This is a genomic window from Halomonas sp. SH5A2 (genome assembly GCF_014263395.1).
Lineage (GTDB): Bacteria > Pseudomonadota > Gammaproteobacteria > Pseudomonadales > Halomonadaceae > Vreelandella.
The window spans coordinates 3,606,465-3,633,067 of record NZ_CP058321.1 but is presented as its reverse complement, the minus strand read 5'-3'; the positions used below and the strand labels follow the sequence as shown (position 1 = coordinate 3,633,067).

Annotated in this window: 28 protein-coding genes; 9 read left to right on the top strand and 19 right to left on the bottom strand. The window is 58.0% G+C overall.

What is annotated here, in order from left to right; all coding sequences use genetic code 11:
• Positions 1-21 precede the first annotated feature (21 nt).
• The 5 genes from HXW73_RS16715 to phnD form a co-directional block, all read right to left on the bottom strand.
• The gene (locus HXW73_RS16715) at positions 22-453 is read right to left on the bottom strand and encodes a host attachment protein (protein ID WP_186254155.1); all 432 of its coding nucleotides are present in this window, start codon (positions 451-453) and stop codon (positions 22-24) included.
• 91 nt (positions 454-544) lie between these two features.
• On the bottom strand, positions 545-1,354 hold the full coding sequence (gene phnE, locus HXW73_RS16710; RefSeq protein ID WP_186254154.1) for a phosphonate ABC transporter, permease protein PhnE: 810 nt from the start codon (positions 1,352-1,354) through the stop codon (positions 545-547).
• A complete protein-coding gene (gene phnE / locus HXW73_RS16705) occupies positions 1,348-2,160 on the bottom strand; it encodes a phosphonate ABC transporter, permease protein PhnE (RefSeq protein ID WP_186254153.1) in 813 nt (270 codons plus the stop codon). The genes phnE (HXW73_RS16710) and phnE (HXW73_RS16705) overlap by 7 nt, the downstream gene beginning before the upstream one ends.
• Positions 2,147-2,944: a phosphonate ABC transporter ATP-binding protein gene (gene phnC, locus HXW73_RS16700; protein WP_186254152.1), complete on the bottom strand. Its 798-nt coding sequence runs from the start codon at positions 2,942-2,944 to the stop codon at positions 2,147-2,149. Before phnC ends, phnE (HXW73_RS16705) begins: the two co-directional genes overlap by 14 nt.
• Before the next feature lie 57 nt (positions 2,945-3,001).
• Entirely contained in the window at positions 3,002-3,994 is a 993-nt protein-coding gene (gene phnD, locus HXW73_RS16695) for a phosphate/phosphite/phosphonate ABC transporter substrate-binding protein (RefSeq protein WP_186254151.1), read from the bottom strand.
• 155 nt (positions 3,995-4,149) lie between these two features.
• On the opposite strand from phnD, the gene HXW73_RS16690 reads away from it, so the two are divergent.
• Positions 4,150-4,743: a histidine phosphatase family protein gene (locus HXW73_RS16690; RefSeq protein WP_186254150.1), complete on the top strand. Its 594-nt coding sequence runs from the start codon at positions 4,150-4,152 to the stop codon at positions 4,741-4,743.
• Here the strand turns inward: HXW73_RS16690 and HXW73_RS16685 are convergent.
• The 7 genes from HXW73_RS16685 to hemE form a co-directional block, all read right to left on the bottom strand.
• Complete coding sequence (locus HXW73_RS16685; protein WP_186254149.1) at positions 4,740-5,129, bottom strand: RidA family protein; 390 nt, start codon at positions 5,127-5,129, stop codon at positions 4,740-4,742. The two genes, HXW73_RS16690 and HXW73_RS16685, sit on opposite strands and share 4 nt — an antisense overlap.
• Before the next feature lie 140 nt (positions 5,130-5,269).
• Complete coding sequence (locus HXW73_RS16680) at positions 5,270-6,031, bottom strand: amino acid ABC transporter ATP-binding protein (protein ID WP_274600568.1); 762 nt, start codon at positions 6,029-6,031, stop codon at positions 5,270-5,272.
• A gap of 54 nt (positions 6,032-6,085) precedes the next feature.
• Entirely contained in the window at positions 6,086-7,186 is a 1,101-nt protein-coding gene (locus tag HXW73_RS16675; protein WP_186254148.1) for an amino acid ABC transporter permease, read from the bottom strand.
• Positions 7,187-7,201: 15 nt separating this feature from the next.
• A complete protein-coding gene (locus HXW73_RS16670; RefSeq protein WP_186254147.1) occupies positions 7,202-8,392 on the bottom strand; it encodes an amino acid ABC transporter permease in 1,191 nt (396 codons plus the stop codon).
• Between the two features lie 102 nt (positions 8,393-8,494).
• On the bottom strand, positions 8,495-9,520 hold the full coding sequence (locus HXW73_RS16665; protein WP_186254146.1) for an amino acid ABC transporter substrate-binding protein: 1,026 nt from the start codon (positions 9,518-9,520) through the stop codon (positions 8,495-8,497).
• 227 nt (positions 9,521-9,747) lie between these two features.
• On the bottom strand, positions 9,748-10,614 hold the full coding sequence (gene speE, locus HXW73_RS16660) for a polyamine aminopropyltransferase (protein WP_186254145.1): 867 nt from the start codon (positions 10,612-10,614) through the stop codon (positions 9,748-9,750).
• Positions 10,611-11,726 carry a uroporphyrinogen decarboxylase gene (gene hemE / locus HXW73_RS16655; protein ID WP_186254144.1) on the bottom strand — a complete coding sequence of 372 codons (1,116 nt, stop codon included), beginning with the start codon at positions 11,724-11,726 and terminating at the stop codon, positions 10,611-10,613. The genes speE and hemE overlap by 4 nt, the downstream gene beginning before the upstream one ends.
• Before the next feature lie 228 nt (positions 11,727-11,954).
• On the opposite strand from hemE, the gene ribA reads away from it, so the two are divergent.
• A complete protein-coding gene (ribA, locus tag HXW73_RS16650) occupies positions 11,955-12,590 on the top strand; it encodes a GTP cyclohydrolase II (RefSeq protein WP_186254143.1) in 636 nt (211 codons plus the stop codon).
• Between the two features lie 23 nt (positions 12,591-12,613).
• On the top strand, positions 12,614-13,309 hold the full coding sequence (gene trhA / locus HXW73_RS16645) for a PAQR family membrane homeostasis protein TrhA (protein ID WP_186254142.1): 696 nt from the start codon (positions 12,614-12,616) through the stop codon (positions 13,307-13,309).
• Between the two features lie 73 nt (positions 13,310-13,382).
• Here trhA and HXW73_RS16640 read toward each other — a convergent pair whose 3' ends face one another.
• The 5 genes from HXW73_RS16640 to HXW73_RS16620 all read right to left on the bottom strand — a co-directional run bounded on the left by HXW73_RS16640 (position 13,383) and on the right by HXW73_RS16620 (position 17,793).
• Positions 13,383-13,760 carry a hypothetical protein gene (locus tag HXW73_RS16640; protein WP_186254141.1) on the bottom strand — a complete coding sequence of 126 codons (378 nt, stop codon included), beginning with the start codon at positions 13,758-13,760 and terminating at the stop codon, positions 13,383-13,385.
• A 73-nt stretch (positions 13,761-13,833) separates the two neighbouring features.
• On the bottom strand, positions 13,834-14,595 hold the full coding sequence (djlA, locus tag HXW73_RS16635; RefSeq protein WP_186254140.1) for a co-chaperone DjlA: 762 nt from the start codon (positions 14,593-14,595) through the stop codon (positions 13,834-13,836).
• Positions 14,596-14,625: 30 nt separating this feature from the next.
• Positions 14,626-16,563: a 1-deoxy-D-xylulose-5-phosphate synthase gene (gene dxs / locus HXW73_RS16630; RefSeq protein WP_186254139.1), complete on the bottom strand. Its 1,938-nt coding sequence runs from the start codon at positions 16,561-16,563 to the stop codon at positions 14,626-14,628.
• A 46-nt stretch (positions 16,564-16,609) separates the two neighbouring features.
• The gene (gene ispA, locus HXW73_RS16625; RefSeq protein ID WP_186254138.1) at positions 16,610-17,503 is read right to left on the bottom strand and encodes a (2E,6E)-farnesyl diphosphate synthase; all 894 of its coding nucleotides are present in this window, start codon (positions 17,501-17,503) and stop codon (positions 16,610-16,612) included.
• Positions 17,497-17,793: an exodeoxyribonuclease VII small subunit gene (locus HXW73_RS16620; protein WP_186254137.1), complete on the bottom strand. Its 297-nt coding sequence runs from the start codon at positions 17,791-17,793 to the stop codon at positions 17,497-17,499. Before HXW73_RS16620 ends, ispA begins: the two co-directional genes overlap by 7 nt.
• A gap of 265 nt (positions 17,794-18,058) precedes the next feature.
• Here HXW73_RS16620 and serA point away from each other — a divergent pair, with 265 nt between their 5' ends.
• Positions 18,059-19,303: a phosphoglycerate dehydrogenase gene (gene serA, locus HXW73_RS16615; RefSeq protein WP_186254136.1), complete on the top strand. Its 1,245-nt coding sequence runs from the start codon at positions 18,059-18,061 to the stop codon at positions 19,301-19,303.
• Between the two features lie 69 nt (positions 19,304-19,372).
• On the opposite strand, the gene HXW73_RS16610 is transcribed toward serA, so the two are convergent.
• Positions 19,373-20,062: a pirin family protein gene (locus tag HXW73_RS16610; protein WP_186254135.1), complete on the bottom strand. Its 690-nt coding sequence runs from the start codon at positions 20,060-20,062 to the stop codon at positions 19,373-19,375.
• A gap of 208 nt (positions 20,063-20,270) precedes the next feature.
• On the opposite strand from HXW73_RS16610, the gene trhO reads away from it, so the two are divergent.
• The 4 genes from trhO to ybiO all read left to right on the top strand — a co-directional run bounded on the left by trhO (position 20,271) and on the right by ybiO (position 25,129).
• Positions 20,271-21,224 carry an oxygen-dependent tRNA uridine(34) hydroxylase TrhO gene (gene trhO, locus HXW73_RS16605; protein ID WP_186254134.1) on the top strand — a complete coding sequence of 318 codons (954 nt, stop codon included), beginning with the start codon at positions 20,271-20,273 and terminating at the stop codon, positions 21,222-21,224.
• 134 nt (positions 21,225-21,358) lie between these two features.
• On the top strand, positions 21,359-22,183 hold the full coding sequence (locus HXW73_RS16600) for an IclR family transcriptional regulator domain-containing protein (protein ID WP_186254133.1): 825 nt from the start codon (positions 21,359-21,361) through the stop codon (positions 22,181-22,183).
• Positions 22,183-22,614: a YqaA family protein gene (locus HXW73_RS16595; protein WP_186254132.1), complete on the top strand. Its 432-nt coding sequence runs from the start codon at positions 22,183-22,185 to the stop codon at positions 22,612-22,614. The genes HXW73_RS16600 and HXW73_RS16595 overlap by 1 nt, the downstream gene beginning before the upstream one ends.
• Positions 22,615-22,735: 121 nt before the next feature.
• Entirely contained in the window at positions 22,736-25,129 is a 2,394-nt protein-coding gene (ybiO, locus tag HXW73_RS16590) for a mechanosensitive channel protein (protein ID WP_186254131.1), read from the top strand.
• A gap of 71 nt (positions 25,130-25,200) precedes the next feature.
• Here ybiO and HXW73_RS16585 read toward each other — a convergent pair whose 3' ends face one another.
• Positions 25,201-25,947, bottom strand: a complete 747-nt coding sequence (locus HXW73_RS16585) for an SDR family NAD(P)-dependent oxidoreductase (protein WP_186254130.1) — start codon at positions 25,945-25,947, stop codon at positions 25,201-25,203.
• A 157-nt stretch (positions 25,948-26,104) separates the two neighbouring features.
• Between HXW73_RS16585 and folK the strand changes: the two genes are divergently transcribed.
• Entirely contained in the window at positions 26,105-26,530 is a 426-nt protein-coding gene (gene folK, locus HXW73_RS16580) for a 2-amino-4-hydroxy-6-hydroxymethyldihydropteridine diphosphokinase (protein WP_186254129.1), read from the top strand.
• The last annotated feature ends 73 nt before the right edge of the window (positions 26,531-26,603 follow it).

The window sequence follows — 26,603 nt, the reverse complement described above, 5'->3', positions numbered from 1 at the left end:
GGAAGGTTGGCAGCCGCTTGGTTAACGCAGATCGCTTACGGCGGCAGTGATGGTATCCACGGAGCTTTTGCTGTGGTCTTTGGCGAGGGTATGTATGATCAGTTTTTGGGTGGGCGCATCCATTTTTTCGCGCAACAAGCCCAGAAATTTCGGGGGTGCGACCAGAATCAGTTTGTCCATGTGATGGTCCACCCGGGCCGTGTATAGCCGCTGGACCACCTGCTTGGCGAACAGTTCGTTCTCGTGTTTTGAGGCAGTGTCTTCGTCGCTGGAACTGCGGGCGCTGGTCGAGCTTGATTCGTGAACGTCGGCGCCCGGACGGTCGGTGACCAAATCGCCCTCGTGCAGGCGACCTTCGGCGTGTACCAAGCTTTCCTGCTCGGTGAGAGTCAGCGCTTCGCGGGTAAAAAGGCGCGCGCGAGCGGCATCAGCGACAACAATATAGGTGGTCATCGTGACGCATCCTCCTTGTCGTTAGTGGTCACTTAACCATGGCAAGCGATTAGCGCTAGGTCAAACGCTCACCCGGTTAACAGCGCTTGGTTTAAAGCACCTTGCTACGCAGAAGGCTTGTAACGGCCTCGCCAATCAGCACCAGCACGATGATGGCGATTAAGATGGTGGCCACGGTCTGCCAAGCAAAGGTATCAATCGAGCCTTGCAAGATAACCCCGATACCCCCGGCACCCACCAGCCCCAATACCGTCGACTCACGAATGTTGATATCCCAGCGCAGGATCACAATGGCAAAAAAAGCTGGCATGACCTGTGGGACCACTGCATAGGCAATCACCTTGGCTTTGGAGGCCCCGGTGGCTTCCATGGCCTCAACCGGGCGTCGGTCAATCTCCTCGATCGCCTCGCCCATCAGCTTGCCGATAAAGCCGATGGAGCGAAACACGATCGCCAGAATGCCGGCGAGTACCCCTGGGCCGAAAATTGCCACGAACAGCAGTGCCCAGATAATGGTGTTCACCGAGCGGCTGGAGACCAGAATGAAACGCCCAAGCCACAGGCAGGCCCGGTTTGGGGTGGTGTTCTGGGCAGCAATATAGGCCACCGGCAGGGCCAGGAAAATCGTCAGGAAGGTGGCCAGGGTGGCGATATGCACGGTCTCGATCAGGGCGCTAATAATGTTGTTCAAGCCTTCGCCACTGGGCGGCCACATGCGGACGCCAAGCCCGGAAATCTGATTGGGCGCATCCCATACCCAGGGCCAGAAGATATCAATATCGCGCACCGCCCAGAAAACCACCATCACGGTCGCGAGGAGCACGGCGAAGCGGATAAGACGCTGCTTGGGGTTATGGCGCTGCCAAACGCGGTCGGCAAGCTGTTGTGCGTGATCTACCATATTTTTTTCCTTACCCAGCCGCTGATACCCTCGCTGATCAAAATGACCGCGATAATGACGAGTAGAATCGCAAAGGCGAAATCGTAATCGTAGCGTCCAAAGGCGTTCATCAGTGTGCTGCCAATGCCACCCGCGCCGACAATCCCCACGACCGCGGAGGCGCGCAGGTTGCTGTCCAGCTGGTACATGGAAAGCCCCACTTGGCGCGGCAATATCTGCGGAAAGACCGCATAAAAAAGAATGGCCCCGTAGCCTGCGCCTGCCGCCTTCATGGCTTCTACCTGGCCCCAGTCAATTTCTTCGATCTCTTCGGCGAGGAGCTTGCCGACAAAGCCAATCGAATAGAGGATCAGCGTCAAAATCCCCGCGAGCGGGCCAAACCCGACGGCGGCAACAAATAGGATCGCCACGATGACCGGATGGAAGCTGCGCGAGATAATAATCACCGCCCGGCCGATGATGTAAATGGGCATCGGGGCGATATTACGCGCGGCCATGACGGCAAAGGGGATCGACAGCAGCACCCCCACCAATGTGGCCATAATGGCGATTTGAAAGCTTTCCTTGAAGCCTGTTATCAGCAGCTCATAGCGCTCAAGGCTGGGCGGAAAGCCACCGCCAAAAATACGCCCTGCGCGGGGTATACCCTCTGCAATCCGCGCCCAGTTGAACGGCAGCGAGCCAAACGCCCAGACCAAGTAGACGACGCCGACGATGATCAAGCCGTAGCGCAGCAGCGGGTTGGCAATAAACGGCGGCTTTTTCCAAGTGCGGGTGGGCGATGATTGGGCGTCAGGAGGCGTCATGGGCGTGTTCCTCCGCGGGTGTATCGGTGATCGCATCGTCCGGCGCGTCTATGCCGCCGTAGATGGCATCCAGGGCTTCTTTGTTGAAGTCCGCGGGTAAGCCATCAAAGATCATCTTGCCGTGACGTAAGCCCACGATGCGCTCGGTATAGGTCTTGGCCTGGGCAACGTTGTGAATATTAATTAGCACCGGCAAAGAGAGCTCGCTTGCCAGGCTTTGCAGCAGGATCATAATCTGCTCTGACGTACGCGGGTCCAGGGAAGCCGTGGGCTCATCGGCGAGCAGCAAGTCAGGCTCCTGCATCAACGCGCGAACGACGCCGACCCGCTGGCGCTCACCGCCGGAAAGCTCGTCGGCGCGTTTATTGGCGTAGTGCGCAATACCCACGCGCTCCATTAGGGTGAAAGCGCGTTCAATATCGCTTTGCGGGTAGCGTCGCGAAATTGCCTGGTAGAGGTTCACATAGCCCAAGCGGCCAGCCAGGACGTTTTCCATCACGGTTAACCGGTCCAGCAGGTTAAAGCCCTGGAACACCATGCCAATTTTGCGTCGCGCACGGCGTAGTTCCGCCCCTCTCAGGTGCACAAGCTCGTTGCCATTGAGCTTGATAGAGCCGGAGGTCGGCTCGACCAGGCGATTAATGCACCTTAGCATGGTGCTTTTGCCTGCCCCCGAAGCGCCTACGATGGCAACAACACTGTTTCCCTCTACCTTGAGGTCAAGCCCTTGCAGCACGGCTTCATCATGGCCATAGCGTTTGACCAGATTGGTAATTTCCAGCATGTGTTCGCGTCCATCGTCGAGAAAATAACCGCACCGCCAATGGCGGTGCGTTAGGTTTTACTCTTCCAGGTTTTCAGGCGTATAGCTCACGCCATTAGCTGACTGGATTTTACGAATCACCTGCCAGTTGTCTTTGTAATTGATAGGGATGAATTTCTCGACGCCTTCAAACTCTTCACCGAGCTCGGTGCCCGCGAAATCAAAGCTGAAGAAGGCTTCTTCAATTTTGTCGACCAGGTCCGGATGCAGGTTGTGCGCGTAGTTATACGAGGTAGTGGGGAAGCTGTCGGACTCGTAGATCAGGCGAACATCTTCTTCATCATAAAGACCCCGCGCAGCCATGCGCTCGACGACTTCCGAGGCCACCGGAGCGGCGTCATAGTCCTGGGCCACAACGCCGAGCATGGACTGGTCGTGGCTGCCTGAGTAGATCACCTCGTAATCTTCATCAGGGGTGGCGCCAAGTTCGGGCAGTAACGCGCGAGGCGCCTGGTTACCCGAGTTGGAAGTCGGAGAGGTGTGGGCGACACGCTTGCCTTTGAGGTCTTCTACCTCATGGATATCGGAGTCGACATGGGTGTATAGCTGTAGGGTGTAACCGAATCGACCGTCGTCGGAGCCCATCAAGGCAAACGGTACCGCACCGGCGAGATTCACCGCGAAAGGCGTGGGACCAGTGGAGAACCCGGCGATATGCAGCCGTCCGCTGCGCATGGCTTCGACCTGGGCAGCATTTGACTGTACCGCGAAGAAGCGCACATCGCGCTCGGTAACTTCCTCAAGGTGGTCGATAAAGGGCTGCCAGATATCCGAATAAATGGCCGGGTCTTCTACCGGCGTGTAGGCGAAAATCAGCGTATCGGGGTTGGCCCATTCCGATTCATCGCTTGGCCGGTCAGCCACCATGTCGCCATCTTCGTCACAGTAGATCTCCGCCAGGTCGCCACGCTCACATTCAGCGTAGGCGTGGGTGGATAGCAGGGCGAGCGGCAATAGCGATACAGCAGTGAGCATTGCAAGCGGGCGCTTGCGAAAGAGCGGCGTTGTCATAGTAAGCCTCGTTGTGTGTTGTTTTTGTGTTGTTGCGTCCCTTCGCTGGGATTTTCTACTAAGAAAGCGAGAAATGTTTCATAAGTGGACATTTGCTGCGAAGGATGATTATTTCCGAAAGTCTACACTTTCAATCTAGGGTTTGTGACGAACTTATGTCAAATACTTTACAGGCGCCTTACGACCATTGGCGCAATCGCTATTTATTAATGCGTCACGGCCACAGCCAGGCGAATCAACAGGGCGTGATTGTCAGCTCGCCGGCACGCGGCGTGGCAGGTTTCGGCCTTTCAGAGCTGGGCGAGCAACAGCTTGCCCAGCGGGTGGCCGATTGGCAGTGGCCGACACCCACCTACGTCGTGCACTCGGATTTTTTGCGCACGTCACAAACGGCGGCCCACATTGCCGCCGCATTTGGACTCACGCCAAGCGTGGAGACGCGCTTGCGAGAGCGTTATTTTGGCGAGCTGGAGGGGCAGGGCGATGATCGTTACCCAAGCATATGGGCGTTGGATGCCCAGAACGCTGAGCATCAGCATCACCAGGTAGAAGCGGTGAGCACGGTGGCAAAGCGTATGCGCGCGGTGATTGATGAGTGGGAGCAAAAGACCAGCGGGGAAACCATCGTCCTGGTCAGCCACGGCGATCCGCTGCAAATCCTGCTCACGGCGCTGGCCGGAAAGCCGCTGAGCCAACATCGTGAGCAGGCAGCCCTTATCCCAGCCAGTATTACGCAGGTGGGGGATTAGTCTTTGGCAGGCGGGATCCAGGCGATCATGTCGACTTCCACGTCGGCACCACCGGCCAGGCCCGTGACGCCAATGCAGGTACGCGTGGGTAACGGCTGGGGGAAGTAACTGGCATAGACCTTATTGACCTCGTCGAAGTGGCCCATGTTGGTAATAAACACCCGCGACTGCACCACGTGCTCGAAACTGCTTCCCACTTCCTCCAGCACTATCGCCAGGTTCTGCATGACGCGATGGGTCTGTTCGGTGAAAGTGCCGAGCAGCATTTCGTTGGTTTCCGGCACGGTGGGCATTTGCCCGGTAATAAATACCAGATCGCCCACGCGGCAGGCGTGGGAAAAGGGGGCGATAGGCTGGGGCGCTCGGTCGATAAATAGCTTTTCCATGGTGTCGCGATCCTTTGTAAATTGTTTTTAACTGCGTGTTTAAACGTCTTATAAGCATTATGGGCCTCAAGCGAGACCCATAACGACGTACTTATCAACAGCTGCTTTGTTACCGGGGCTGTGGATTAAAGGGTTGTGGATTAATGCCCCAGAATCTGGCTCAGGAACAGCTGGGTGCGTTCGGACTGCGGGTTGTTGAAGAACGGCTCAGGCGCATTCTCTTCAATGATTTGTCCCTGGTCCATAAAGATCACCCGGTCGGCGACGGTTTTGGCGAAGCCCATTTCGTGGGTCACACAGATCATGGTCATGCCTTCTTCGGCCAGTTCCACCATGACGTCCAGCACTTCCTTGATCATCTCGGGGTCGAGTGCCGAAGTGGGCTCGTCAAACAGCATCACGTCAGGGTGCATGCACAGTGAGCGGGCAATCGCCACGCGCTGCTGCTGACCGCCTGAAAGCTGCCCCGGATACTTGGTGGCCTGCTCGGCAATACGCACCCGCTCCAGGTATTCCATGGCCAGCGCTTCGGCCTCTTTGCGGGGCTTTTTTTGTACCCACATCGGTGCAATACAGCAGTTTTCCAACACCGATAAATGGGGGAACAGGTTGAAATGCTGAAACACCATGCCGACGCTGCGGCGAATCTGTTCGATACGCTTAATGTCTTGGGTCAGCGGTACACCGCCCACGGTGATGTCGCCTTTCTGGTGCTCTTCAAGGTGGTTGATACAGCGAATGAGCGTTGATTTACCCGAACCCGAAGGCCCGCACACCACGATACGCTCGCCACGTTTAACCTCCAGGTAAATGTCGCGCAGTACGTGAAAATCGCCGAACCATTTATTGACGTTGTGCATCTCGACCATCAGGTCGGACGCGTTGGTGGCTGCTTGTGTCATGTCGATATCCTACTCAAAATCAAAAGAAAGCGGCATTAAGCGTTGTGGATAAGTCTATTGCTTATGACCGGTATTTAGCTTGCGTTCCAGGTATTGGCTGTAGCGCGACATGCTGAAACAGAAGATCCAGAATACGAACGCGGCAAACACATAGCCTTCTAGCGAGAAACCCAGCCAACGTGAGTCGGAAAGTGCCGCTTGCACGATACCCAACAGATCAAACAGCCCAATGATCATCACCAGGGTGGTGTCCTTGAACAGCGAGATAAAGGTGTTGACGATACCGGGAATCATCATCTTCAGCGCCTGCGGCATGATGATCAGCCCCATGCGCTTCCAGTAGGTCATGCCCAGCGCTGCCGCTGCTTCATCCTGGCCTTTGGGAATCGCCTGCAACCCCCCGCGAATCACCTCCGCCATGTAGGCGCTCTGGAACAGCGTCAAGCCGATCAGCGCACGGATAAGGCGATCCACACTCAGCTCTGTTGGCAAAAACAAGGGCAGCATCACTGACGCCATGAACAGAATGGTGATCAGCGGAACGCCGCGCCAGAACTCGATGAAAATCACACAGAAGGTTCTGACGATGGGCATAGTGGAGCGCCGCCCGAGGGCGAGTACGATGCCGATGGGCAACGCGCCAATCATCCCGACACTGGCCAATAGCAGCGTCAGCATCAAGCCGCCCCAGCGGTGAGTCGAAACGCGCGGCAGGTCGAAATAGCCGCCGTGCAGCAGCACATAGGCAATGACCGGGAAGGCCAGCAAGGCAAACACGGCCATCCAGCGCTTGAACGGCATCCGAGGGATCACCATCCAGGCGATAATGCCGGCGAACATGGCAAACACGATATTGGCGCGCCAATACTCTTCGCTGGGATAAAGGCCATAAATAAACTGGGAGAAACGCGCGTTGACGAACACCCAGCAGGCCCCTACCCGTGAGCAGTCTTCGCGGCTATCACCTATCCAATCGGCATCGATAAACGCCCATTGAATAGTCGGCACCACCAGCAGGTAGAGCACATAAAGGCCCAGCAGCGTGAACAGGCTATTGATCGGGCCGTTGAACAGGTTGCCGCGCAGCCAGGCAATGGGGCCAATGGTGCCTTTGGGGGCCGGCTGTTCGGGTATCATTTCTTTATTGTGAATCATAAGGTTGCCTCCGGCCTAGCGTTCGACCAGCGCAACGCGAGCGTTGAACCAGTTCATGAACATGGACACCAGCAAGCTGATGGTCAGATAAACCGCCATGGTCATGGCAATCACTTCGATGGCCTGACCGGTCTGGTTGAGCGTGGTGCCGGCAAACACCGAGACCAGATCGGGATAACCGATGGCGGTGGCCAGTGAGGAGTTTTTAATCAGGTTAAGGTATTGGCTGGTGAGCGGCGGAATGATGACCCGCATGGCTTGTGGGATTATCACCAGGCGCAGGACGAGCTTGCGCGGCAAGCTGAGAGCCTGAGCGGCTTCCGTTTGTCCATGGGGAATGGCTTGTATACCCGAACGCACAATTTCGGCGATGAAGGAGGCGGTATAGATAGACAGTGCCAGCCACAGTGCCAAAAATTCGGGAATGATGGTGATACCACCACCGAAATTGAAGCCGCGTAGTACCGGCATTTCCCAGGTCACCGGGACACCAGTGACAATCAGCACCAGCAACGGAAGGCCGAAAATAAGCACCAGTGATATCCAGAAAACCGGCAGGCGCTTGCCAGTGGCTTCGTGACGTCGTTTATTCCACATCACCAGCGCGATGCTGGCAACAATGGCGACGATAAAGGTGGCGGGAATCAAGCCAAAACCGGATTCAAACAGCGGCTCGGGTAGATATAGCCCCCGCACGTTCAGAAATATCGCTTCGCCAAACGCCATACTTTCCCTGGCGCTGGGCAGGCTACGCAGTACCGCGAAGTACCAGAAGAAAATTTGCAGCAGCAGCGGGATATTGCGAAACGTTTCGATATACGCGTTGGCCAGTTTAGAGATCAGCCAGTTGGGCGATAGTCGTGCGATACCGACGGTAAAACCAATAATCGAAGCGGCCAGCACCCCCAGCCCACCGACCAATAGCGTATTGAGCAAGCCAATGACGAAGGTGCGGCCGTAGCTGCTTTGAGAGGAGTACTCGATCAAGGTTTGACCAATACCGAAGCCGGCTGTGTTGCTTAAAAAGCCAAAGCCGGTGGTGATGCCGCGGGCGTTCAGGTTGGCTTGGGTATTGCCGACAATATAAATCAGAAAAGCCACCACCGCGGTGACCAAGATGATTTGAAAAATAAGCGCGCGCTTTGCGCGGTCTCGCCAGAACGGCGGCTTTTGGCCGACGGGGCGAGCATTGGGTCGTACAGACATGGGTGGCGTCTCCGCGATACGGAAAGTCAATCAGATGGCCCGCCTGTTCCCTTTAAACAGTTATCTGCAAAGAGAGAGGCGGGCCGGGGTCAAGCGAGACGCTTAGCGAATCGGGGGTGCGTACTGGAAGCCACCGTCGGTCCACAGGGCGTTGACACCGCGCTCAATTTCAAGCGGTGAGCCCATGCCCACGTTGCGGTCGAAGCTTTCAGCGTAGTTGCCGACTTGGCTGATGATGTTGTAGGCCCAGTCAGCGTCCAGTCCCATGCCTTCGCCGTAGTTGCCATCCTGACCGAGCAGGCGTGCGACATTGGGGTCTTCAGACGATGTCATTTCGTCGACATTTTCGCTGGTAACACCGTATTCTTCAGCGTTGATCATGGCGAACAGCGACCATTTCACGATGTTGAACCAAGTGTCGTCACCCTGGCGAACCACGGGGCCCAGCGGTTCTTTGGAGATCACGTCCGAAAGAATCATTGAGCCTTCAGGATTGTCTAGCTGGATACGCAGGGCGGCCAGCTGAGAAGTGTCGGAGGTCAGTACGTCGCAGCGCCCTGCCTGATAGCCGCCCACGGTTTGTTCGGAGGTATCAAAGACGATGGGGTTGAATTCCATGTTGTTAGCACGGAAGTAGTCGGCGAGGTTCAGCTCGGTGGTAGTGCCTGACTGAATGCAGATGGATGCACCGTCTAGCTCGTCTGCACCCGTAATACCCAGATCCCGTGACACTAGGAAGCCCTGACCGTCATAGAACGTTACGCCAGTAAAGTTGAGGCCCAACGTGGTGTCGCGTGTGGTGGTCCAGGTGGTGTTGCGTGACAGTACATCCACTTCGCCGGACTGCAGCGCCGTGAAGCGCTCTACGGCATTGAGGGAAATGTAGTCAACAGCATCGGCATCGCCGAGAACAGCGGCGGCAACGGCACGACAAACGTCGACGTCAATGCCTTGCCAATTGCCATCGTCGTCAGGGGCAGAAAAGCCGGGCAGACCGTCGCTGACACCACAACGAACGGCGCCGTTGTCCCGGGTATCTTCCAGGGTATCAGCCTGAGCGGTTGCCACTCCCGCCAGGCTGATTGAGCCAGCAGACAGCAGCAGCGCTAAGTGTTTTTTCTTCAACATGTAGGTTCCCTCGAATTGTTTGAAATCGTTATGCATGCCGTAGCATGTCACTTAACCTAGCAAGGAAGATGCCAAAAGGGGTACAGGCTTTGATTCAGCGCTTTTCAACGCTAAATCGAACGTTTGATACGAACGTCTAGGTGCAAAAAAATAAAAATGCCCACCCTCCATGCACCTTTATGGGGCGGGGAGGGTGGGCAGTAATGAAAAGCGACCTTCTGGCGAGGTTATTCGGTGGCGAAGGCCTTGCGCATGAACGGCGGTAACGCCAGCGCGCCGTGATGGGCCTCCAGCGTGTAGTACTCAAGCGGCAGGTCGTGGTTGGCAGCTGCCTGCTCGCGGAAGGTGTTGACGTCGATATTTTTGCCCGCCAGCGTCACGCTCCACCAGCCGGACGGATACACCGGCTGCGGGAAGGGCAGCGTGGCGACGCTGTCAAACCCGGCTTCCTGCATATCGTTGCGCAATTCACGAATGATGGTGCCGCTGTGGTAAAGCGGTGATTCGCTCTGCTGCACCATGACGCCGCCGTTTTTGAGGATACGGTGACAGCGCTGCAAAAAATCGGTTTTAAACAGGCCTTCGGCAGGACCCACCGGGTCAGTCGAGTCGATAATCAGTACATCGATGCTCTCGTCGGGGGTATCGTTCACCCACTTGACGCCATCGGCGAACAGCAACTCGGCGCGGGGGTCATTGTTTGATTCCACCAGCGCTGGAAAGAAACGCTCGGAGGCTTTGGTGACCTCTTCGTCGATATCGATCTGGGTGACGTGTTCAACGCCTGGGTGGCGCAGTACTTCCTTGAGCGTACCGCAGTCGCCGCCACCAATGATCACCACCCGCTTGGGATCCTGATGGGTGAACAACGCCGGATGGGCAATCATCTCGTGATAGAGGAAGTTGTCGCGGTCGGTGAGCATCACGCAGCCGTCCAGCACCAGCAGGTTGCCGTAGGTCTCGGTAGCGTAGACTTCCAGGTGCTGATAGGCGCTTTGCACATCCAGCAGTTTATCGGTGACTTTTAGCGAGAAAGCACTGCCGTGGCTATCAAATACTTCGGTAAACCACTGATCGTCACGTAATTCGCTCATTGCTGGGCTCCCGGGTGTGCATCGTCCGAATGGGTCGCGATGCTCTGATGATATTGCGGGCTAAGGTCGTGCAGCGCTTCCATGAAGGCGGTGACGTGATCGGGGTTGGTGAACTGGCTGATGCCGTGGCCCAGGTTAAAGATATGCCCGGGGCCATGACCGTAGCTTTCCAGCACTCGGGCGACTTCGGCGCGGATCGCGGAAGGCCGCGCAAACAGCACGTTGGGATCCAGATTGCCCTGCAGCGCCACCTTGTGGCCGACCCGGGCGCGGGCATCGGAAAGCTCGGTGGACCAGTCGATGCCCACCGCATCGGACCCGGCACACGCGATGTGTTCCAGCCACTGGCCGCCGTTCTTGGTAAACAGAATCACCGGCACCCGGCGTCCGTCGTGTTCGCGGATCAGCCCGGCGACAATCTGCTCCATATAGCGCAGCGAGAACTCGAGGTACGCCGGGGTGGTCAGCGCGCCGCCCCAGGTATCGAAAATCTGTACCGCCTGGGCACCCGCGCGGATTTGTGCGTTGAGGTAGTCGGTTACCGCGTGGGCCAGGGTGTCCAGCAGCTGGTGCATGGTATCCGGCGTGTCATAGAGCATGGTTTTCAAGTGGCGAAAATCCTTGCTCGAACTGCCCTCGACCATGTAGGTGGCCAGTGTCCAGGGGCTGCCGGAGAAACCGATCAGCGGCATGCGGCCGTTCAGCTCACGGCGAATCGTGGACACCGCGCGCATCACGTAATCCAGGTCGCGCTCGGCATCGGGAACGCGGAGCGCGGCGACCTCCTCAGCAGTACGCACGGTCTTTTTGAATTTGGGGCCTTCGCCGGTTTCGAAATACAGCCCCAGACCCATGGCGTCGGGGATCGTCAGGATGTCCGAAAACAGAATGGCAGCATCCAGCGGATAACGCTCAAGAGGCTGCAATGTCACCTCGCAGGCCAGGTCATGGTTTTGGCACAGGTCCATGAAACTACCCGCATCGGCGCGTTTGGCACGGTATTCCGGAAGGTAGCGGCCTGCCTGGCGCATCATCCACACTGGTGTGCGGTCAACGGGCTTGCGCGCCAATGCGCGAAGAAAACGGTCGTTTTGCAAAGGTGTGGGAGTCATAGACACTTGCTCTTGAGAAGTTTGCCCGCATTGTAGTGGAGCTATTGTACTGGAAGATAGACCGCAAGGCGGCGCGACCCATGGCAAAAATTGTCGCACCACGCCGATTTTTCTCGACGTTTTTCCGTCACGCTAATCGTGAGCCGACCGCCGCTTCCTGCTAAACTACACGACCATTTCGCCAACACTGGTGTGGTTAACTGGTTTGGTTAATCAGCGAGGTAACCTGTGACCATTCGCTTCATTGCCGCTTCACGCCTGCCCACGCCCTGGGCCACGTTCACCATGCATGGTTTCGAAGACGAAGCCACAGGTAAGGATCACATCGCCTTGACGTTGGGTGATGTGACCGGCGATGAACCGGTGTTGGGGCGCGTCCACTCTGAGTGTCTGACGGGTGACGCCCTGTTTTCGATGCGCTGTGACTGTGGCTATCAGCTACAGGAAGCGCTCAAGCGGATTGCCGAGGAAGGCCGTGGCGTACTGCTATACTTGCGCCAGGAAGGCCGTGGCATTGGCCTTCTGAACAAAATTCGTGCCTATCACCTGCAAGACCAGGGGGCCGATACCGTCGAGGCGAACGAGCAGTTAGGCTTTGGTGCCGATATGCGCCGCTATGATCTATGCGTGCCGATGCTCGATCACCTGGGCATTACGTCATTGCGGTTAATGACCAACAACCCGCGTAAGGTCGATGCCCTGACCCGTGATGGCGTTAATGTGGTTGAGCGCTTATCCATTACCACGGGATTGAACCCTCACAACGAGCAGTACCTAACTACCAAGGCGGGCAAGCTTGGCCATATGATGGCGCTGGATGATTTTACCCAGGCAAGCGATGTGGATATCGAACGCAAGGGATGATGGGTCGGTAAGGAGCGTCCAGAATGGCAACCTTTCGTGACGAACAGCATGAGAAATCGTTGGCTGATCAGAGTAAATTCAGCGTTATCGAAGAGCGCCTGAATAGCATTTCCCACGGTTTTGGTGCCGTGCTCAGTCTGATCGGCATGGTGGTGTTGTTGGTATTGGCGAGCTTGGCCACCCACGTCGATCCCTGGAAGATCGTCAGCCTGAGTTTATATGGGACGACACTGATTCTGCTGTATACCGCCTCGACCCTTTACCACGGCATTCCCCATCGGCGATGGAAGCAGCGCTTTCAACTGCTTGATCACTGCGCGATTTACCTGCTGATTGCCGGTACGTACACGCCCATTCTGCTGGTCAACATGCGCGGCACCACAGGCTGGGTGCTGTTTGCCGCCGTATGGTCGCTGGCGCTGGTGGGGATTACCTGCAAACTGCTTTGGCCCCAGCGCCTGGCGGTACTCCGCGTGGTGATTTACCTGCTCATGGGCTGGATGATCGTACTGGCTTCAGATGAAATGGCGGCGAATCTGTCGTCGACCGGCATTGTGCTACTGGCCAGTGGCGGCATCGTCTACACCTTGGGCGTTATCTTTTACGCAGTGAACGCCATTCCCTTCAACCATGCAATTTGGCATCTGTTCGTGATAGCCGGAAGTGCCTGCCACTACGCGGCTATCTTTAACGCCGTTCTGCCCCACACGGCCACTTGAAAGCGAGCAATTTATTACTGGAATGCCCGGATGGCCCGCAACGAGCGGGCGTTAGGAAAACGATAGAGTGTAATCATGGGGCGTCGCTAATCGTGCCGAAACCGGCCACTTCATCGTCTTTGATCCATTCGATATCGCCTTCGCTGTTGCGGCGGACACCGTAGCAGTCAATTTCCTCACCGCCATAATCGAAACACATGGTGTCATCGACGATGGTGGCCTCACCAGAATAGCCGTCGCCCACAATTTCGCCATCGGGAAGATATACTTCGCTGTAGGCTTCACCACCGGCCATCTCGCCTTGTACTTGATTTCCCCATACAAGCTCACGAATTTCTTCGCCGGAAAGTCGTTCGTCATTGGTATCGGTGTCTGCAAACGTGCTTGCCGACAGAGTGCTCAGTGCTGCCGCCAGGCAGATCCCGGTAATGCTAGAAACTTGTACACGCATGATATCAACTCCTTGGTTAAAAGCAGTGTGTACAACATTAGCCGAGATAACCGGCAATTGCGAATAGGGAACGTTACTTGTCCCTTGCCTCGCGGATACGCTCATAGGCGTTGCTGATCTCGCTGGTGCGCGCCTGGGCGACTTCGCGCATGCTTTCGGGCAGCCCTTTGCCGGCCAGTTTGTCCGGGTGGTTCTGGCTCATCAGGCGGCGGTAGGCCTTCTTGACCTCGGCGTCGCTGGCATCTTCTGAAACGCCCAGCACCCGGTAAGCATCTTTGAGGGCTTCTTCGCTGGCGCCCTGGGAATTGGCAGCGGCGCCGTGCAACATGGCTTCGATCTGCTGGACTTCGGTCTCGCTACAGCCCACGCCACGGGCGACGCGCAGAATCATCTCGTGTTCGGCGTCATGCAGAACGCCGTCGGCGGCAATTGCCGACAGCTGCACCTGTAGAAACACCTGACGCATCACGGGCTGATGACGGGTGAGACGGTTGACGCTGGCAAGCTCGGCGTCCAAGTCGAAGTCGTCGCCGCGGCCGCGTTCGAAAGCAGCGCGTGCCCGGGTGCGCTGTTCGCCCTGCAGATGCATCTGGTCGAAGAGCTTCTCGGCAACGTCCAGTTCGCCGTCGGTGACCTTGCCGTCGGCCTGGCACAGGCAGCCCATGACCGAAAAGATCGAGTCCAGAAAGCCCTCCTGGATGCGCATCCGGGCAACCGTCAGGCGGCGCTTGATGCGTCGCCCCAGCCACCAGCCCAGGCCGCCACCCACCAGCAGTCCAACGGGGCCGCCGAAAGCGAGGCCGATAAGCGCAAAGATAACAATCAGAAATAACATGGCAGTCTCTAACGTTGATGAATATAAGGGTTACGGCAGACGGGCGCGGATTGCACGTTCGATACCGTCGGCATCCAGGCCGCAGTCGCGCAACAGCTCGGCGGGAGTGCCGTGTTCCACAAAGGCGTCCGGCAGGCCGAGGTTGAGTACTTCCACCTGAACGCCTTCGGCATGCAGGAGCTCATTGACGGCGCTGCCGGCACCACCGGCAATCACGTTTTCTTCCAGCGTGACCAGCAGTTCGTGTTCGTCGGCGGCGTGAAGCACGGCGTCACGGTCCAGCGGTTTAATGGAGCGCATGTTGATGAGCGTGGCATCGAGGGTTTCAGCCACCTCGGCGGCGGCAGTGTTCACGCTGCCAAAGGCGAGTAACGCAATGCTGGCGCCATTGCCTGAAGACTTGCGGCGCACCTCGGCCCGGCCGATGGGCAGCGCTTCCAGATGGTCGGGAATCGCCACGCCCGGGCCGGTGCCGCGTGGGTAGCGCACGGCGGCAGGGCCCGGATGATGGTAGGCCGCGCTGAGCATGGCGCGGCACTCGGCTTCATCCGCGGGCGCCAGAATCACCATGCCGGGCACACAGCGCAGAAAGGATAAGTCCATGCTGCCGTGGTGGGTGGGGCCGTCTTCGCCGACCAGGCCTGCACGGTCGATGGCAAAGGTGACGTCGAGGGATTGCACCGCCACGTCATGGATCAGCTGGTCGTAGCCACGCTGCAGAAACGTGGAGTAAATGGCCACCACTGGTTTCATGCTTTCGCAAGCCATGCCCGCAGCAAGCGTAACGGCGTGTTGTTCGGCAATCGCGACATCGAAATAGCGCTCGGGATATTCCTTGGAGAAACGGATCAGGTCCGAGCCTTCGCGCATTGCCGGAGTAATCCCCATCAGGCGGACATCCGCGGCGGCCATGTCGCACAGCCAGTCGCCGAACACATTGCAGTATTTTTTCTTGGCCACTTTTTTCGCGGCGCTTTGCGGCGCCACAGGCGGGGCGGTCGGCGATTGATGAGCGGGTTCGCTGGGCTTTTCCAGTTTAGTAATCGCGTGGTAGCCAATCTGGTCGGCTTCGGCGGGTAAAAAGCCTTTGCCCTTGACGGTTTTGATATGCAGAAACTGCGGGCCGTCCAGGTCGCGCAGGTTTTCCAGCGTCTCGGTGAGTGCTTCGAGGTCATGGCCATCGATAGGGCCGACGTAGTTGAAGCCCATTTCTTCAAACAGCGTGGCGGGGCTGACCATGCCTTTCATGTGCTCTTCGGTGCGCCGGGCAAGCTCTAACGCGCCAGGCAGATGGGAAAGCACCTTTTTACCCTCTTCGCGCATCTTCAGGTACGGCTTGCTGGAGAGTACGCGGGCCAGATAAGTCGCCATGCCGCCGACGTTTTCGGAGATCGACATTTCGTTATCGTTGAGGATGACCAGCATGTTGGCATCCACGTGCCCGGCATGGGTGAGGGCCTCAAATGCCATGCCCGCACTGAGCGCACCGTCGCCAATAATCGCGCAGACGCGGCGTGGCTTATTCTGGGCCTGGGCGGCAAGTGCCATGCCCAGCGCGGCAGAAATCGAGGTGCTGGAGTGGCCGACGCCAAAGGTATCGTAGCCGGACTCGGCGCGGCGCGGAAACGCCGCGAGCCCACCGTGCTGGCGAATGCTGAGCATGGCGTCACGCCGCCCGGTGAGAATCTTGTGCGGGTAGGCCTGATGACCTACGTCCCATACCAGTCGGTCGTCGGGCGTGTCGAACGCGTGGTGTAGCGCCACGCTCAGTTCCACCACCCCGAGGCCCGCGCCAAAATGGCCGCCGGACACGCCAACGCTGTAAAGCAGGTAGGCGCGCAGCTCATCCGCCAACTGGGCAAGCTGCCTGGCGTTCATGGCCCGCAGGGCGGCGGGGTGATCGAAGGAGTCGAGCAGGGGCGTTGCCGGGCGCTCGCGGGGTATTTCGTCGAACAGCTTCATGGGCATGTTTTCATAGACGTGGCTTTAATGGACATTGTTTCATCGACATCGTTTAGTGGTCGCGCTCGATCATGTAGCGGGCAAGATCGGCCAATGGTGCGGCGTGTTCGCCCAGCGGGGCAAGGGCCGCGATGGCCTCGTCGATTAGGGTCTGGGCTTTCTGCTGTGCGCCCTCAAGCCCCAATAAGCTGGGGTATGTAGGTTTGGCGCGGGCGGCATCGGCTCCAGATGTTTTGCCGAGCGTGGCGGTGTCACCGGTCACGTCGAGGACATCGTCATGAATCTGGAAGGCTAGTCCAATGGCGCGTGCGTAGCGAATCAGCGCCTGTAACCTAGGGTCGTGCTCGTCAACGGCCGTCAGACCGCCCAGCCGCACAGCGGCAACGATCAGGGCACCGGTTTTGTGGGCATGCATGTGCTCCAAGGCTTCGACATTGGGATGGTCGCCGACGGCGGCGAGATCCAACGCCTGGCCCGCCACCATGCCATCACGACCAGAGGCGCTCGCAAGCGTAGTAACCAAGCCGCCCAGTCGCGGGTGCGCGGTGCGGGCGAGAACCTCGAAGGCCAGCGCCTGAAGGGCATCGCCTGCCAGGATAGCGGTGGCTTCATCAAAAGCTTTGTGGACCGTTGGCTGACCGCGACGTAGGTCGTCGTCGTCCATGGCGGGCAGGTCGTCGTGGATCAGCGAATAAGCATGGATCAACTCGATGGCGGCGGCAGGCGCGTCGAGGTCATCGTCGCTGGCCCCCAGCGCCCGGCCGGCCAGATATACCAGCAGTGGACGTAGGCGCTTGCCACCCACCAGCAAGCCATGGCGCATGGCGGCTTCAAGGCGCGGCTCGGTGGCCGGGCGCGCATCAAATAGCGCGGCCAGAGTGGCGTCAACGCGCGTATTGCTTGTGTCACGTAACCTGGCCAGCCCAACGGCGGTGGGCGCTACCATGGCGGCGTCTCCTTGTTGCTGTCATCCGCGTCGTCAGGACCTTCCGTGGGCGCGTCGGGGCCATCGAAGGGGGTAACGTTCAGGCGGCCTTCGCTGTCTTCACTGAGGGCGCGCACCTTTAATTCCGCGCTATCCAGGCGTTGCTGGGCGTCACGGGTGAGGCGTACGCCTTGCTCGAAGGCGGTCAACGCATCTTCCAATGAGAGTTCGCCAGACTCCAGGCGTTCCACGAGCGTTTCGAGCTGCTCAACCGTGGAGGCAAAATCTTGTGGGGGTGTGGTGTCGCTCATTGGGCCATGCCTACCGTTTGTCTGATGCCCTGACGTGGGCGGCGCGTGTGTCTGCAGAGAACAAACCGACAGTATACACCGAGGGCGGGGGGTGGCGTCTGCCCTCATGGTGCTGCCGAAGCTGCGACTTGTGTCGCGTTCATCTTGACAACGCACACTTTTCATCATGCGAGCCCAGCGAGAGCGCCGGCGAATGTGCTACCATACGGGCCTTCCGTGAACCGTCACACGGCGCATGCCGCCGATCATAGAGGTTGATTCAGCCATGGCCAAAACGTCCCTGGACAAGAGCAAGATCAAGATCCTGCTACTCGAGGGCGTCCACCAAAGCGCGGTGGACAATTTTCACAACGCAGGTTACGAGAACATCGAGCATCTGCCCACATCGCTGGATGAAGAGGCATTGATCGAGAAGATCCGCGATGTTCACTTCATCGGTATCCGTTCCCGTACTCAGTTGAACGAGCGCGTGTTCGCAGCGGCGGAAAAACTGGTGGGCGTTGGCTGTTTCTGCATCGGTACCAATCAGGTCGACCTTGACGCGGCACTCAAGCGCGGGATTGCGGTTTTCAACGCGCCGTATTCCAACACCCGCTCGGTGGCGGAGCTGGTGCTCGCCGAAGCCATCATGCTGCTGCGCGGTATTCCGGAGAAAAACGCCCGGGCCCATCAGGGCGGCTGGTTGAAGTCGGCGAAAAACTCCCATGAAGCACGTGGTAAAACGCTGGGTATCGTGGGTTACGGCAGCATTGGCGCGCAGCTTTCCGTGCTGGCCGAGTCGCTGGGCTTTAACGTCATTTATTACGATGTGATCACCAAGCTGGGCATGGGGAACGCCAACCAGGTGGGTAGCCTTGAAGAGCTGCTGGGACGTTCCGATGTGGTCAGCCTGCATGTGCCTGACCTGGCGTCCACCCGTTGGATGGTAGGCGAAAAAGAAATTGCTGCCATGAAGCCCGGTGCCATCCTGATCAATGCCTCGCGGGGCAGCGTGGTGGAAATTGAGCCGCTGGCTCAGGCGATCAAGGCGGGCAAGCTCAACGGGGCGGCGATTGATGTGTTCCCCGTCGAGCCGAAGGGTAATGCCGAGGAGTTTGAAAGCCCGCTGCGCGGCCTGGAAAACGTCATCCTCACGCCGCATATCGGCGGCTCGACCCTGGAAGCCCAGGAGAATATCGGCATCGAGGTGTCGGAAAAACTGATCACCTATTCCGATAACGGCACCACGGTGACCTCGGTCAACTTCCCCGAAGTAGCGCTGCCCGCACACCCGGACAAGCATCGTTTGCTGCACATTCACGACAACGTGCCCGGGGTGCTGTCGCAGATCAACCGCGTATTGTCCGAAAACGGCATCAATATCTCGGGCCAGTACCTGCAAACCAACGACAAGGTTGGCTATGTGGTCATTGATGTCGATAAAGCCTACGGCCCCCAGGCGCTGGAAGCGCTAAAACAGGTCGACCACACACTGAAGATTCGCGTGCTCTACTCGGCGCAGAACAGTTAATCGCGTCAGCAGTCGTTAACATCAAAACGGCCCCAGAGGGCCGTTTTGCATGGTGCTTGGTTCAAGTGTTTAGGCCAAATCGAACAGCAATACCTCGCCAGCCTTCTTGCCCGTCAACGTAAACGTTTCGTCCGGTTGAAACGCGGCGGCGTCACCGGCGCTTAGCGTCTCGCCGTTAACTTCCATTTCGCCCTTCACCACGTGCAGCCAGGCATAGCGGGTGGGCGGCGTTTCTGGCTGTTCACCCGCGTTAAACAAGGCGCTGTAAAGGTTGACGTCCTGGTTCACGCTCACCGAGCCATCCTGGCCTTCAGGCGAAACGACCAAGCGCCATTGGCCCTGCCGTTCGGCGGTCGGAAAAGCTTTCTGTTCGTAGCTGGGCGCAATGCCGCGTTTGGCCGTCTCGATCCAGATTTGCAGAAAGTGCAGGCCGTTTTCCTTGGAGTGGTTGTACTCGCTATGCAGTACCCCGGTGCCCGCCGACATCCGCTGCACATCCCCGGGGCGCATGACTTCGCCGTTGCCCATGTTGTCCTGATGGGCCATTTCGCCTTCGAGCACATAGGAGATGATCTCCATGTCCCGGTGGGGATGAGCGCCGAAGCCGTGTCCAGGGGACACGCGATCTTCATTGATCACCCGCAGCGCCCGAAAGCCCATGTGGTCAGGGTCCATATAGTTGGCAAACGAGAAGGTATGGTAGGAACGCAGCCAGCCATGGTCGGCGTAGCCTCGCTCATTTGAACGGCGGATCTTCATCATAAGCTCCAGAGTGTTGGGAGAATGACGACTAATATACGCCTGCTAACTGAGGGCGTGGGGTGAAGGTTTCTCAACAATCACATCGAATAAATCGACGTATTGGTGTGGTGGACTCTGGGTCAGACTTTTGGCGCGTTTTTGGTTAAAATAGACGCGTCAATTCACCCGGTCCGCCTTTTACGGGGGCGACTACCTGGAGCTCGTCATGTCAGTACCCACTTCATCACCGCGTATTGTGGTCGCGGCGCTGTACAAATTTGTCACCCTGAATGATTTTGAAGCGCTGCGTGAACCGCTGCGCCAGACCATGCTGGATAACGGCGTGAAGGGCACGCTGCTGCTCGCCAAAGAGGGCATTAACGGCACGGTTGCCGGTACCCGCGAGGGCATCGATGGGCTGCTCGCCTGGTTGACCGCCGACCCGCGGCTAAGCGATATCGACCATAAAGAATCGTTTTGCGACGAGCCGCCGTTCTACCGCACCAAGGTGAAACTGAAAAAAGAGATCGTCACCCTGGGCGTGCCTGATGTCGATCCCAACGACACCGTGGGTACCTACGTCGAGCCGGAAAACTGGAATGACGTGATCGCCGACCCCGAAGTGTTGGTGATCGATACCCGCAACGATTACGAAGTGGCGATTGGCAGCTTTGAAGGCGCCGTCGACCCCAAGACCACCACCTTCCGTGAATTCCCTGAATACGTGCGCGAGCACTACGACCCCGAGAAGCATAAAAAGGTTGCCATGTTCTGCACTGGCGGCATCCGCTGTGAAAAAGCCTCAAGCTTTATGCTCAAGGAAGGCTTTGACGAGGTCTATCACCTCAAGGGCGGCGTGCTGAATTACCTGGAAAAAGTCCCCGAAGAGCAGTCGCTGTGGCGTGGTGAGTGTTTCGTTTTTGATAACCGCGTGACCGTCCGCCACGACTTGAGCGAAGGTGAGTTCGAACAGTGCCATGCCTGCCGACGGCCGATCTCTGCGGAAGACATGCAGTCGTCCGCTTATGAGCCCGGTATCAGTTGTCCTCACTGCATCGACTCGCTACCCGAGAAGACCCGCGCGGCGGCGCGCGAGCGTCAGCGCCAGATTGACCTCGCCAAAGCCCGTGGCGAACCGCATCCACTGGGCAGGGATATGCGCAAAGCGTCGTCTAGTTAGTTGCTTAGCGGCGAACAGGTGGTGATGGAATTCGTTTCCGTAAACGCGACAGCGGCCATACTGGCACGTTATCCTTATGCGCTGTGCACTTTTAAGCAAGGTGCCTTCAGGAGAGCTTTTCAGGGGAGAGCCAGGTGAGTGACGTAAAGCGCAGGACCGTTGGCCGCCCGGCCAATACGGCCAAAGCAGGTGGTGGGCACAGTCAGTCGTTGGTGCGTGGGTTAAATCTGTTGGAGTATCTGGCCAGCAGGCCCGAAGGCTTGGCGCTTTCCGCGCTGGCGGAAATGGCCGATCTTGCGCCCTCGACTACCCACCGGTTGCTGCAGGCGCTGCAAAGTCAGGGCTTTGTTAGCCAGGAGAACGAGCAGGGCCTGTGGCGTATCGATGTCAAGACGTTCCGCATCGGCAACAGCTTTCTCGAAGCGCGGGACGTGGTCGCCACCAGCCGTCCATTTTTACGTCGCCTGACGGCCGAGACCGGCGAAACGGCCAACCTGGGCATCCGTGATGCGGACACGGCGGTGTTTCTGGCCCAGCACGAGTCGCCGCAGATGATGCGCATGATCACTCGGCTAGGCTCGCGGGCACCCTTGCACGCCTCCGGTGTCGGCAAGGCCTTGCTGGCCTGGATGCCCGACGACGAGCGCGCCCAACTGCTCGCGAAAGGCGAATTGCCCCGCGTGACCGAAAATACCCTTTACCAGCCCGACGCCCTGCTCGACGAGATGCTGCGTATCCGTGACCAGGGCTTTGCCTGTGACCGTGAAGAGCACGCGATTGGCCTGCACTGCGTGGCGGCATGCGTCAATGACGAGCACGGCATGCCATTGGCGGCCATTTCGGTGTCCGGCCCCGTGGCGCGCATACCCGAGGCTCGGCTGCTGGAGTTGGGCGCGCTGGTGCGCCGTGTGGCGGATGAGATTACGCTGCAATTGGGTGGTCAACTCCCCGCGTCCTGATGCTGAGTCTTTTTTGGGTAGCGCTGCTCAGCGCTACATTATTGCCCGGCGGGTCGGAGGTGTGGCTCGCACGGCAATGGTGCCAGGGCCAGTCGGTCCTCGCATTATGGTGTGTCGCCACCGCTGGCAATACGCTGGGCAGCCTGGTCAATGTGGCACTGGGCCGTTACGCACGGCGCTTTCAGGGCCGTCGCTGGTTTCCGGCTTCCCCCGTTCAACTGGCTCGTGCCGAACGTTGGTACCAGCGCGTTGGCGAAGCGAGTCTGTTGCTGTCCTGGCTGCCGATCATTGGGGATCCGTTGACCGTCGTGGCCGGCGTGTTGCGCTTACCCTGGTGGCGCGCGCTGACATGGATACTGGTCGCAAAAGGCGCCCGCTATGCGCTGATACTCGGATTGGCCACGTCCTGGCTCGAGCCTTTTTGCAGGTAGTCATGTTAAGCTAAATAACCTATACAATGCTTATATGTTCGTTGGCATGTATGATTATTTGCATCCATTAGCTCAGCCGTCAGGTTGACGCGACGACTCACCATCAAAGGGAGGTTTCGGTGTGACGCCACTACGTTTATTACCCTGGCTCAGCGTCTGGCTGCTAGCGCTGATGACGCTGTTTGCTGCGCCTGTGTTTGCGCAAAGCAGTACACAAAACGAAGGCGGCAGTGACGGAGCAGAGACCACTGAACCGCAGACCTATGAATCCCTGGCGAACTTACTCGAAGACGAGCAGGCTCGCCAGGAACTCATCGACTTGCTACGCAGCCAAGCGTCAGAGGTGGCCGAGTCATCGGAGCTGGCTGAGGGCGCTGCGCAAGACAGCGATATTGCTCCCGAGGACGTGTCGCTGCCGCGTCAGCTGGCTCAATTAACCAGCAACGTTGTCGGCGATGTCGGCGGTCAATTCGAGCAAATAGCGCTGCTGGTGCGTGGCCTCCTTGTCGGGGGTGGCGAGAGCGTCTTCGACATGGCGGTGTTCATGTCCGCGGCGATCAATCTGGGTATCGTGATTGTCGCCACCTTTGCCATGTTTATCGTGTTTCGACGCGTGGTGAAGCCGTTATTCACTAAAATCAGTGGCTGGTCGCAGCAGGGCAATGGGCTGACGCCCGTGCTGCGTCTGGTCGTTAGCGTGGCGATTGCCGCGGTGATCGATGTGTTGCTGGTGGCGCTTGCCTATGTCGGCGGTAACCTTGTAGCGACCTTTGCAGTCGGCGAAGTTGGTGACCTGTCCACCCGGGCATCGCTGTTTCTCAACGCCTTCTTAATCATTGAGCTATTGAAAGCCGCGGTGCGGATGCTGTTTTCCTCGCGCTACGAAGGGCTGCGGCTGTTGCCGATTTCAGCGCAAGAAGCCTCCTACTGGAACCGCTGGTTAGCCCGCCTGATCGGCATGGTGGGGTACGGCCTGATGGTCGTGGTACCGCTGGTCAATTTCTATGTGTCGGCGGCCATTGGTCAGGCGGTGGGCACTTTGATCATGCTGCTGGCGTTTATTTATGCCGTGGCGGTGGTGCTGAAAAACCGCGTGCGCCTGCGCGACAACCTGAATACCGTCGGGGCACGCTCCACGCTGGCGGCCAGCCGGGTATCGCTTCAGCTGTTTGCGCGCACCTGGCATCTGTTCGCGCTGCTCTACTTCCTGATGGTGTTTGTGCTGACGCTGGTTCGCCCAGGCGATGCCTTGCCGTTTGTGCTGTTTGCAACGCTGAAAACCCTGGGAGCGGTTGTCGTGGGACTCCTGGTATCGACCTTTATCACGCAGACCATTGGCCGGCGCATTCAGCTGTCGCCTGATATGCGCCGCAAGCTGCCAATGTTGGAAAAACGCCTCAATCGGTATGTGCCCAATGCGTTGCGTATCCTGCGCACGGTCATCGTGGTCGCGGTTATCATGGTCGTGCTGGATGCCTGGGGCGCGTTTGATCTGGCTGCCTGGTATGCCTCTGAAGCCGGGGCTGGCCTGGTCAGCAAGTTAATCAGCGTCGCGATGATCCTGATCGTGGCCATTGGTGCATGGCTGGGACTTGCCAGCTTGATCGAGCACAAGCTCAACCCGGATACCGGGGTGGGCGAACCCACCGCACGGGCAAAAACACTGCTCAGCCTGTTCCGCAACGCACTGGCCATCGCCATGGTGACCATTACCGGCATGATCGTACTGTCGGAAATCGGTATCAATATCGGCCCACTGATTGCCGGTGCCGGTGTGCTTGGCCTGGCGATTGGTTTTGGTGCGCAAAAGCTGGTTCAGGACGTTATTACCGGGGTGTTTATTCAAATTGAAAACGCCATGAATACCGGCGATGTGGTGACCGTTGGCGGCATTACCGGTACAGCCGAAGTGCTGAGCATCCGTTCTGTGGGGATTCGTGACCTTTCGGGCACCTACCACCTGGTTCCGTTCTCAAGCGTAGATACGGTTTCAAATTACATGCGTGAGTTTGGTAACCACGTCGGCGAGTACGGTATTGCCTATCGCGAAAATATCGATCACGCGATTGAGCAGCTTAAAGCCGCGTTCGAGGATCTCAAGGCCAGCGAAGAGCATGGCCACAAGCTGCTCGAAGACATGACGGTTGCCGGGGTCATAGCGCTGGCGGATAGCTCAGTCAATATCCGAGTGGTCATTAAGACCACACCTGGCGACCAGTGGGCTGTTGGTCGCGCCTATAACCGTTTCGTCAAGCTGCGCTTTGATCAGGCGGGAATCGAAATACCCTTCCCGCATACCACGCTCTACTTTGGGCAGGATAAGACTGGTTCGGCGCCGCCTGCGAACCTGCGCGTTATGCAGCAAGCTTTCACTATTGATGGCAGCCCAGCAGGGCAGCCAAAAGCAGGAGAGGCTTCAGAGGGTGATCGCATTGACTCAAGGCGCAACCAAACGTCGGACTCAGATCACATCAAGCCCGACCACGATGACGTTGACACGCCTGACGGGCGCTAAACGCCGCGTCGTAATATGCAAAGGGTAATACGCAAAGGGGCTGCCATCGAGCAGCCCCTTTGCTTTGTGGGTTAACCCGGATAGTTTTCCGAGTGACGCCCTTCCACGTTGATCGACTCGCCGCCGTCGACAAATAGAATTTGCCCGGCGACAAAGTCGTTGTTGAGCAGATAATGCAAAGCCTGCACCAGATGATCCGGTGCGCCCTGATGGTTGACCGGGATACCTTCGATGCGCCAGTCGATGTAGTCGCTGGTACGCTGAGAGGCAGGCAGTACCACGCCGGGGGCGATGCCGTTCACCCGGATGCGCGGGGCAAACTCCAGCGCCGCCATGCGGGTCATCTCCGCCAGGCTCTTTTTGGACAGCAAATAGGCGGCGTAGGGGTACTGGTGGTAGGCCACCTTGTTGTCGATAATATTGATGACCTGGCCCGTGTCGACCGCCCTGGCAAAATGCTGGGTTAACAGCAACGGGGTAAACAGATTCACCCGGAACTGGGTTTCCAGCATCTCCAGATCGGTCTCGGCAAGGGGCGCGGGCGTATAGGCCGAGGCACTGTTGAGCAAGACGCTTAGCTGAGGGAATCGCTGCGTTACCTGCTCAATCAGTATGCCCACATCGTCGCGCAAGAAATCGCAGCTAAATAGCTCGCAAGCCCGACCCTTGGCGCGGATGCTCTCGGCGACTTCCTCTGCCTCATCGCGGGAGCGGTTAACGTGCAGCGCGATATCGTAGCCCGCGGCGGCCAGTGATTCGGCAAAATGACGGCCCAAGCGCGTCGCGCCGCCGGTGACCAATGCTGCCGGTGTGCTCATTGAACAATCCTCATCGTGATAGGGGGCTTAGTGCGTGTAGGATGACACGACTGTCTGCGTGAGGGCAGCGTTTGTCAATAAATTGTACAGTACTTGCACAAACGGTGCGGAACGTTAGGCTTGGGTTTTATCGACGCCTCGCTCAAGGATGGATAGCATGTCTCAGTCACGTTTATATGCCCAACCCGATACCTCGCTTCACGAATGCGTCATTTCGTTGGGTTCCAATATAGAGCCCGAGCGGCACGCGGCCGAGGCGCTGGATATCCTTTGCCACGAGTGTGAGCTGGTCGGCCGCTCCCGTGAAATCGTTACCACGCCGGTCGGCTACCAGCAGCAGCCAGACTTTCTCAATGCGGCCTTACTGGTGCGCACGCGCTTATCAATGAGTGACTTTCGCGCCTACCTCAAGGATGTGGAAGATCGGCTGGGGCGGGTTCGTGGTCCGATCAAATCAGGGCCGCGCACCATGGATCTGGACATTGTCGCCTGGGATGGCGAACTGGTGGATGAGGGCTATCTTAACCACGATTACGTACGCGTACCCGTTGATGAGTTGCTGTCTGCAGTGGAGCGCAAATAAATCCTTCCTTGAGGCTAACGCCGGGCACTAAACGGCCGATAAGTAGTATTCTTGGGTTGTTTCCTTTAAGCGC

Excerpts from the sequence above, each read along its gene's own strand:
- HXW73_RS16715 (WP_186254155.1), bottom strand. The coding sequence starts at position 453 with ATGACCACCTATATTGTTGTCGCTGATGCCGCTCGCGCGCGCCTTTTT.
- phnE (WP_186254154.1), bottom strand. The coding sequence starts at position 1,354 with ATGGTAGATCACGCACAACAGCTTGCCGACCGCGTTTGGCAGCGCCAT.
- phnE (WP_186254153.1), bottom strand. The coding sequence starts at position 2,160 with ATGACGCCTCCTGACGCCCAATCATCGCCCACCCGCACTTGGAAAAAG.
- phnC (WP_186254152.1), bottom strand. The coding sequence starts at position 2,944 with ATGCTGGAAATTACCAATCTGGTCAAACGCTATGGCCATGATGAAGCC.
- phnD (WP_186254151.1), bottom strand. The coding sequence starts at position 3,994 with ATGACAACGCCGCTCTTTCGCAAGCGCCCGCTTGCAATGCTCACTGCT.
- HXW73_RS16690 (WP_186254150.1), top strand. The coding sequence starts at position 4,150 with ATGTCAAATACTTTACAGGCGCCTTACGACCATTGGCGCAATCGCTAT.
- HXW73_RS16685 (WP_186254149.1), bottom strand. The coding sequence starts at position 5,129 with ATGGAAAAGCTATTTATCGACCGAGCGCCCCAGCCTATCGCCCCCTTT.
- HXW73_RS16680 (WP_274600568.1), bottom strand. The coding sequence starts at position 6,031 with ATGACACAAGCAGCCACCAACGCGTCCGACCTGATGGTCGAGATGCAC.
- HXW73_RS16675 (WP_186254148.1), bottom strand. The coding sequence starts at position 7,186 with ATGATTCACAATAAAGAAATGATACCCGAACAGCCGGCCCCCAAAGGC.
- HXW73_RS16670 (WP_186254147.1), bottom strand. The coding sequence starts at position 8,392 with ATGTCTGTACGACCCAATGCTCGCCCCGTCGGCCAAAAGCCGCCGTTC.
- HXW73_RS16665 (WP_186254146.1), bottom strand. The coding sequence starts at position 9,520 with ATGTTGAAGAAAAAACACTTAGCGCTGCTGCTGTCTGCTGGCTCAATC.
- speE (WP_186254145.1), bottom strand. The coding sequence starts at position 10,614 with ATGAGCGAATTACGTGACGATCAGTGGTTTACCGAAGTATTTGATAGC.
- hemE (WP_186254144.1), bottom strand. The coding sequence starts at position 11,726 with ATGACTCCCACACCTTTGCAAAACGACCGTTTTCTTCGCGCATTGGCG.
- trhA (WP_186254142.1), top strand. The coding sequence starts at position 12,614 with ATGGCAACCTTTCGTGACGAACAGCATGAGAAATCGTTGGCTGATCAG.
- HXW73_RS16640 (WP_186254141.1), bottom strand. The coding sequence starts at position 13,760 with ATGCGTGTACAAGTTTCTAGCATTACCGGGATCTGCCTGGCGGCAGCA.
- djlA (WP_186254140.1), bottom strand. The coding sequence starts at position 14,595 with ATGTTATTTCTGATTGTTATCTTTGCGCTTATCGGCCTCGCTTTCGGC.
- dxs (WP_186254139.1), bottom strand. The coding sequence starts at position 16,563 with ATGCCCATGAAGCTGTTCGACGAAATACCCCGCGAGCGCCCGGCAACG.
- ispA (WP_186254138.1), bottom strand. The coding sequence starts at position 17,503 with ATGGTAGCGCCCACCGCCGTTGGGCTGGCCAGGTTACGTGACACAAGC.
- HXW73_RS16620 (WP_186254137.1), bottom strand. The coding sequence starts at position 17,793 with ATGAGCGACACCACACCCCCACAAGATTTTGCCTCCACGGTTGAGCAG.
- serA (WP_186254136.1), top strand. The coding sequence starts at position 18,059 with ATGGCCAAAACGTCCCTGGACAAGAGCAAGATCAAGATCCTGCTACTC.
- HXW73_RS16610 (WP_186254135.1), bottom strand. The coding sequence starts at position 20,062 with ATGAAGATCCGCCGTTCAAATGAGCGAGGCTACGCCGACCATGGCTGG.
- trhO (WP_186254134.1), top strand. The coding sequence starts at position 20,271 with ATGTCAGTACCCACTTCATCACCGCGTATTGTGGTCGCGGCGCTGTAC.
- HXW73_RS16595 (WP_186254132.1), top strand. The coding sequence starts at position 22,183 with ATGCTGAGTCTTTTTTGGGTAGCGCTGCTCAGCGCTACATTATTGCCC.
- HXW73_RS16585 (WP_186254130.1), bottom strand. The coding sequence starts at position 25,947 with ATGAGCACACCGGCAGCATTGGTCACCGGCGGCGCGACGCGCTTGGGC.
- folK (WP_186254129.1), top strand. The coding sequence starts at position 26,105 with ATGTCTCAGTCACGTTTATATGCCCAACCCGATACCTCGCTTCACGAA.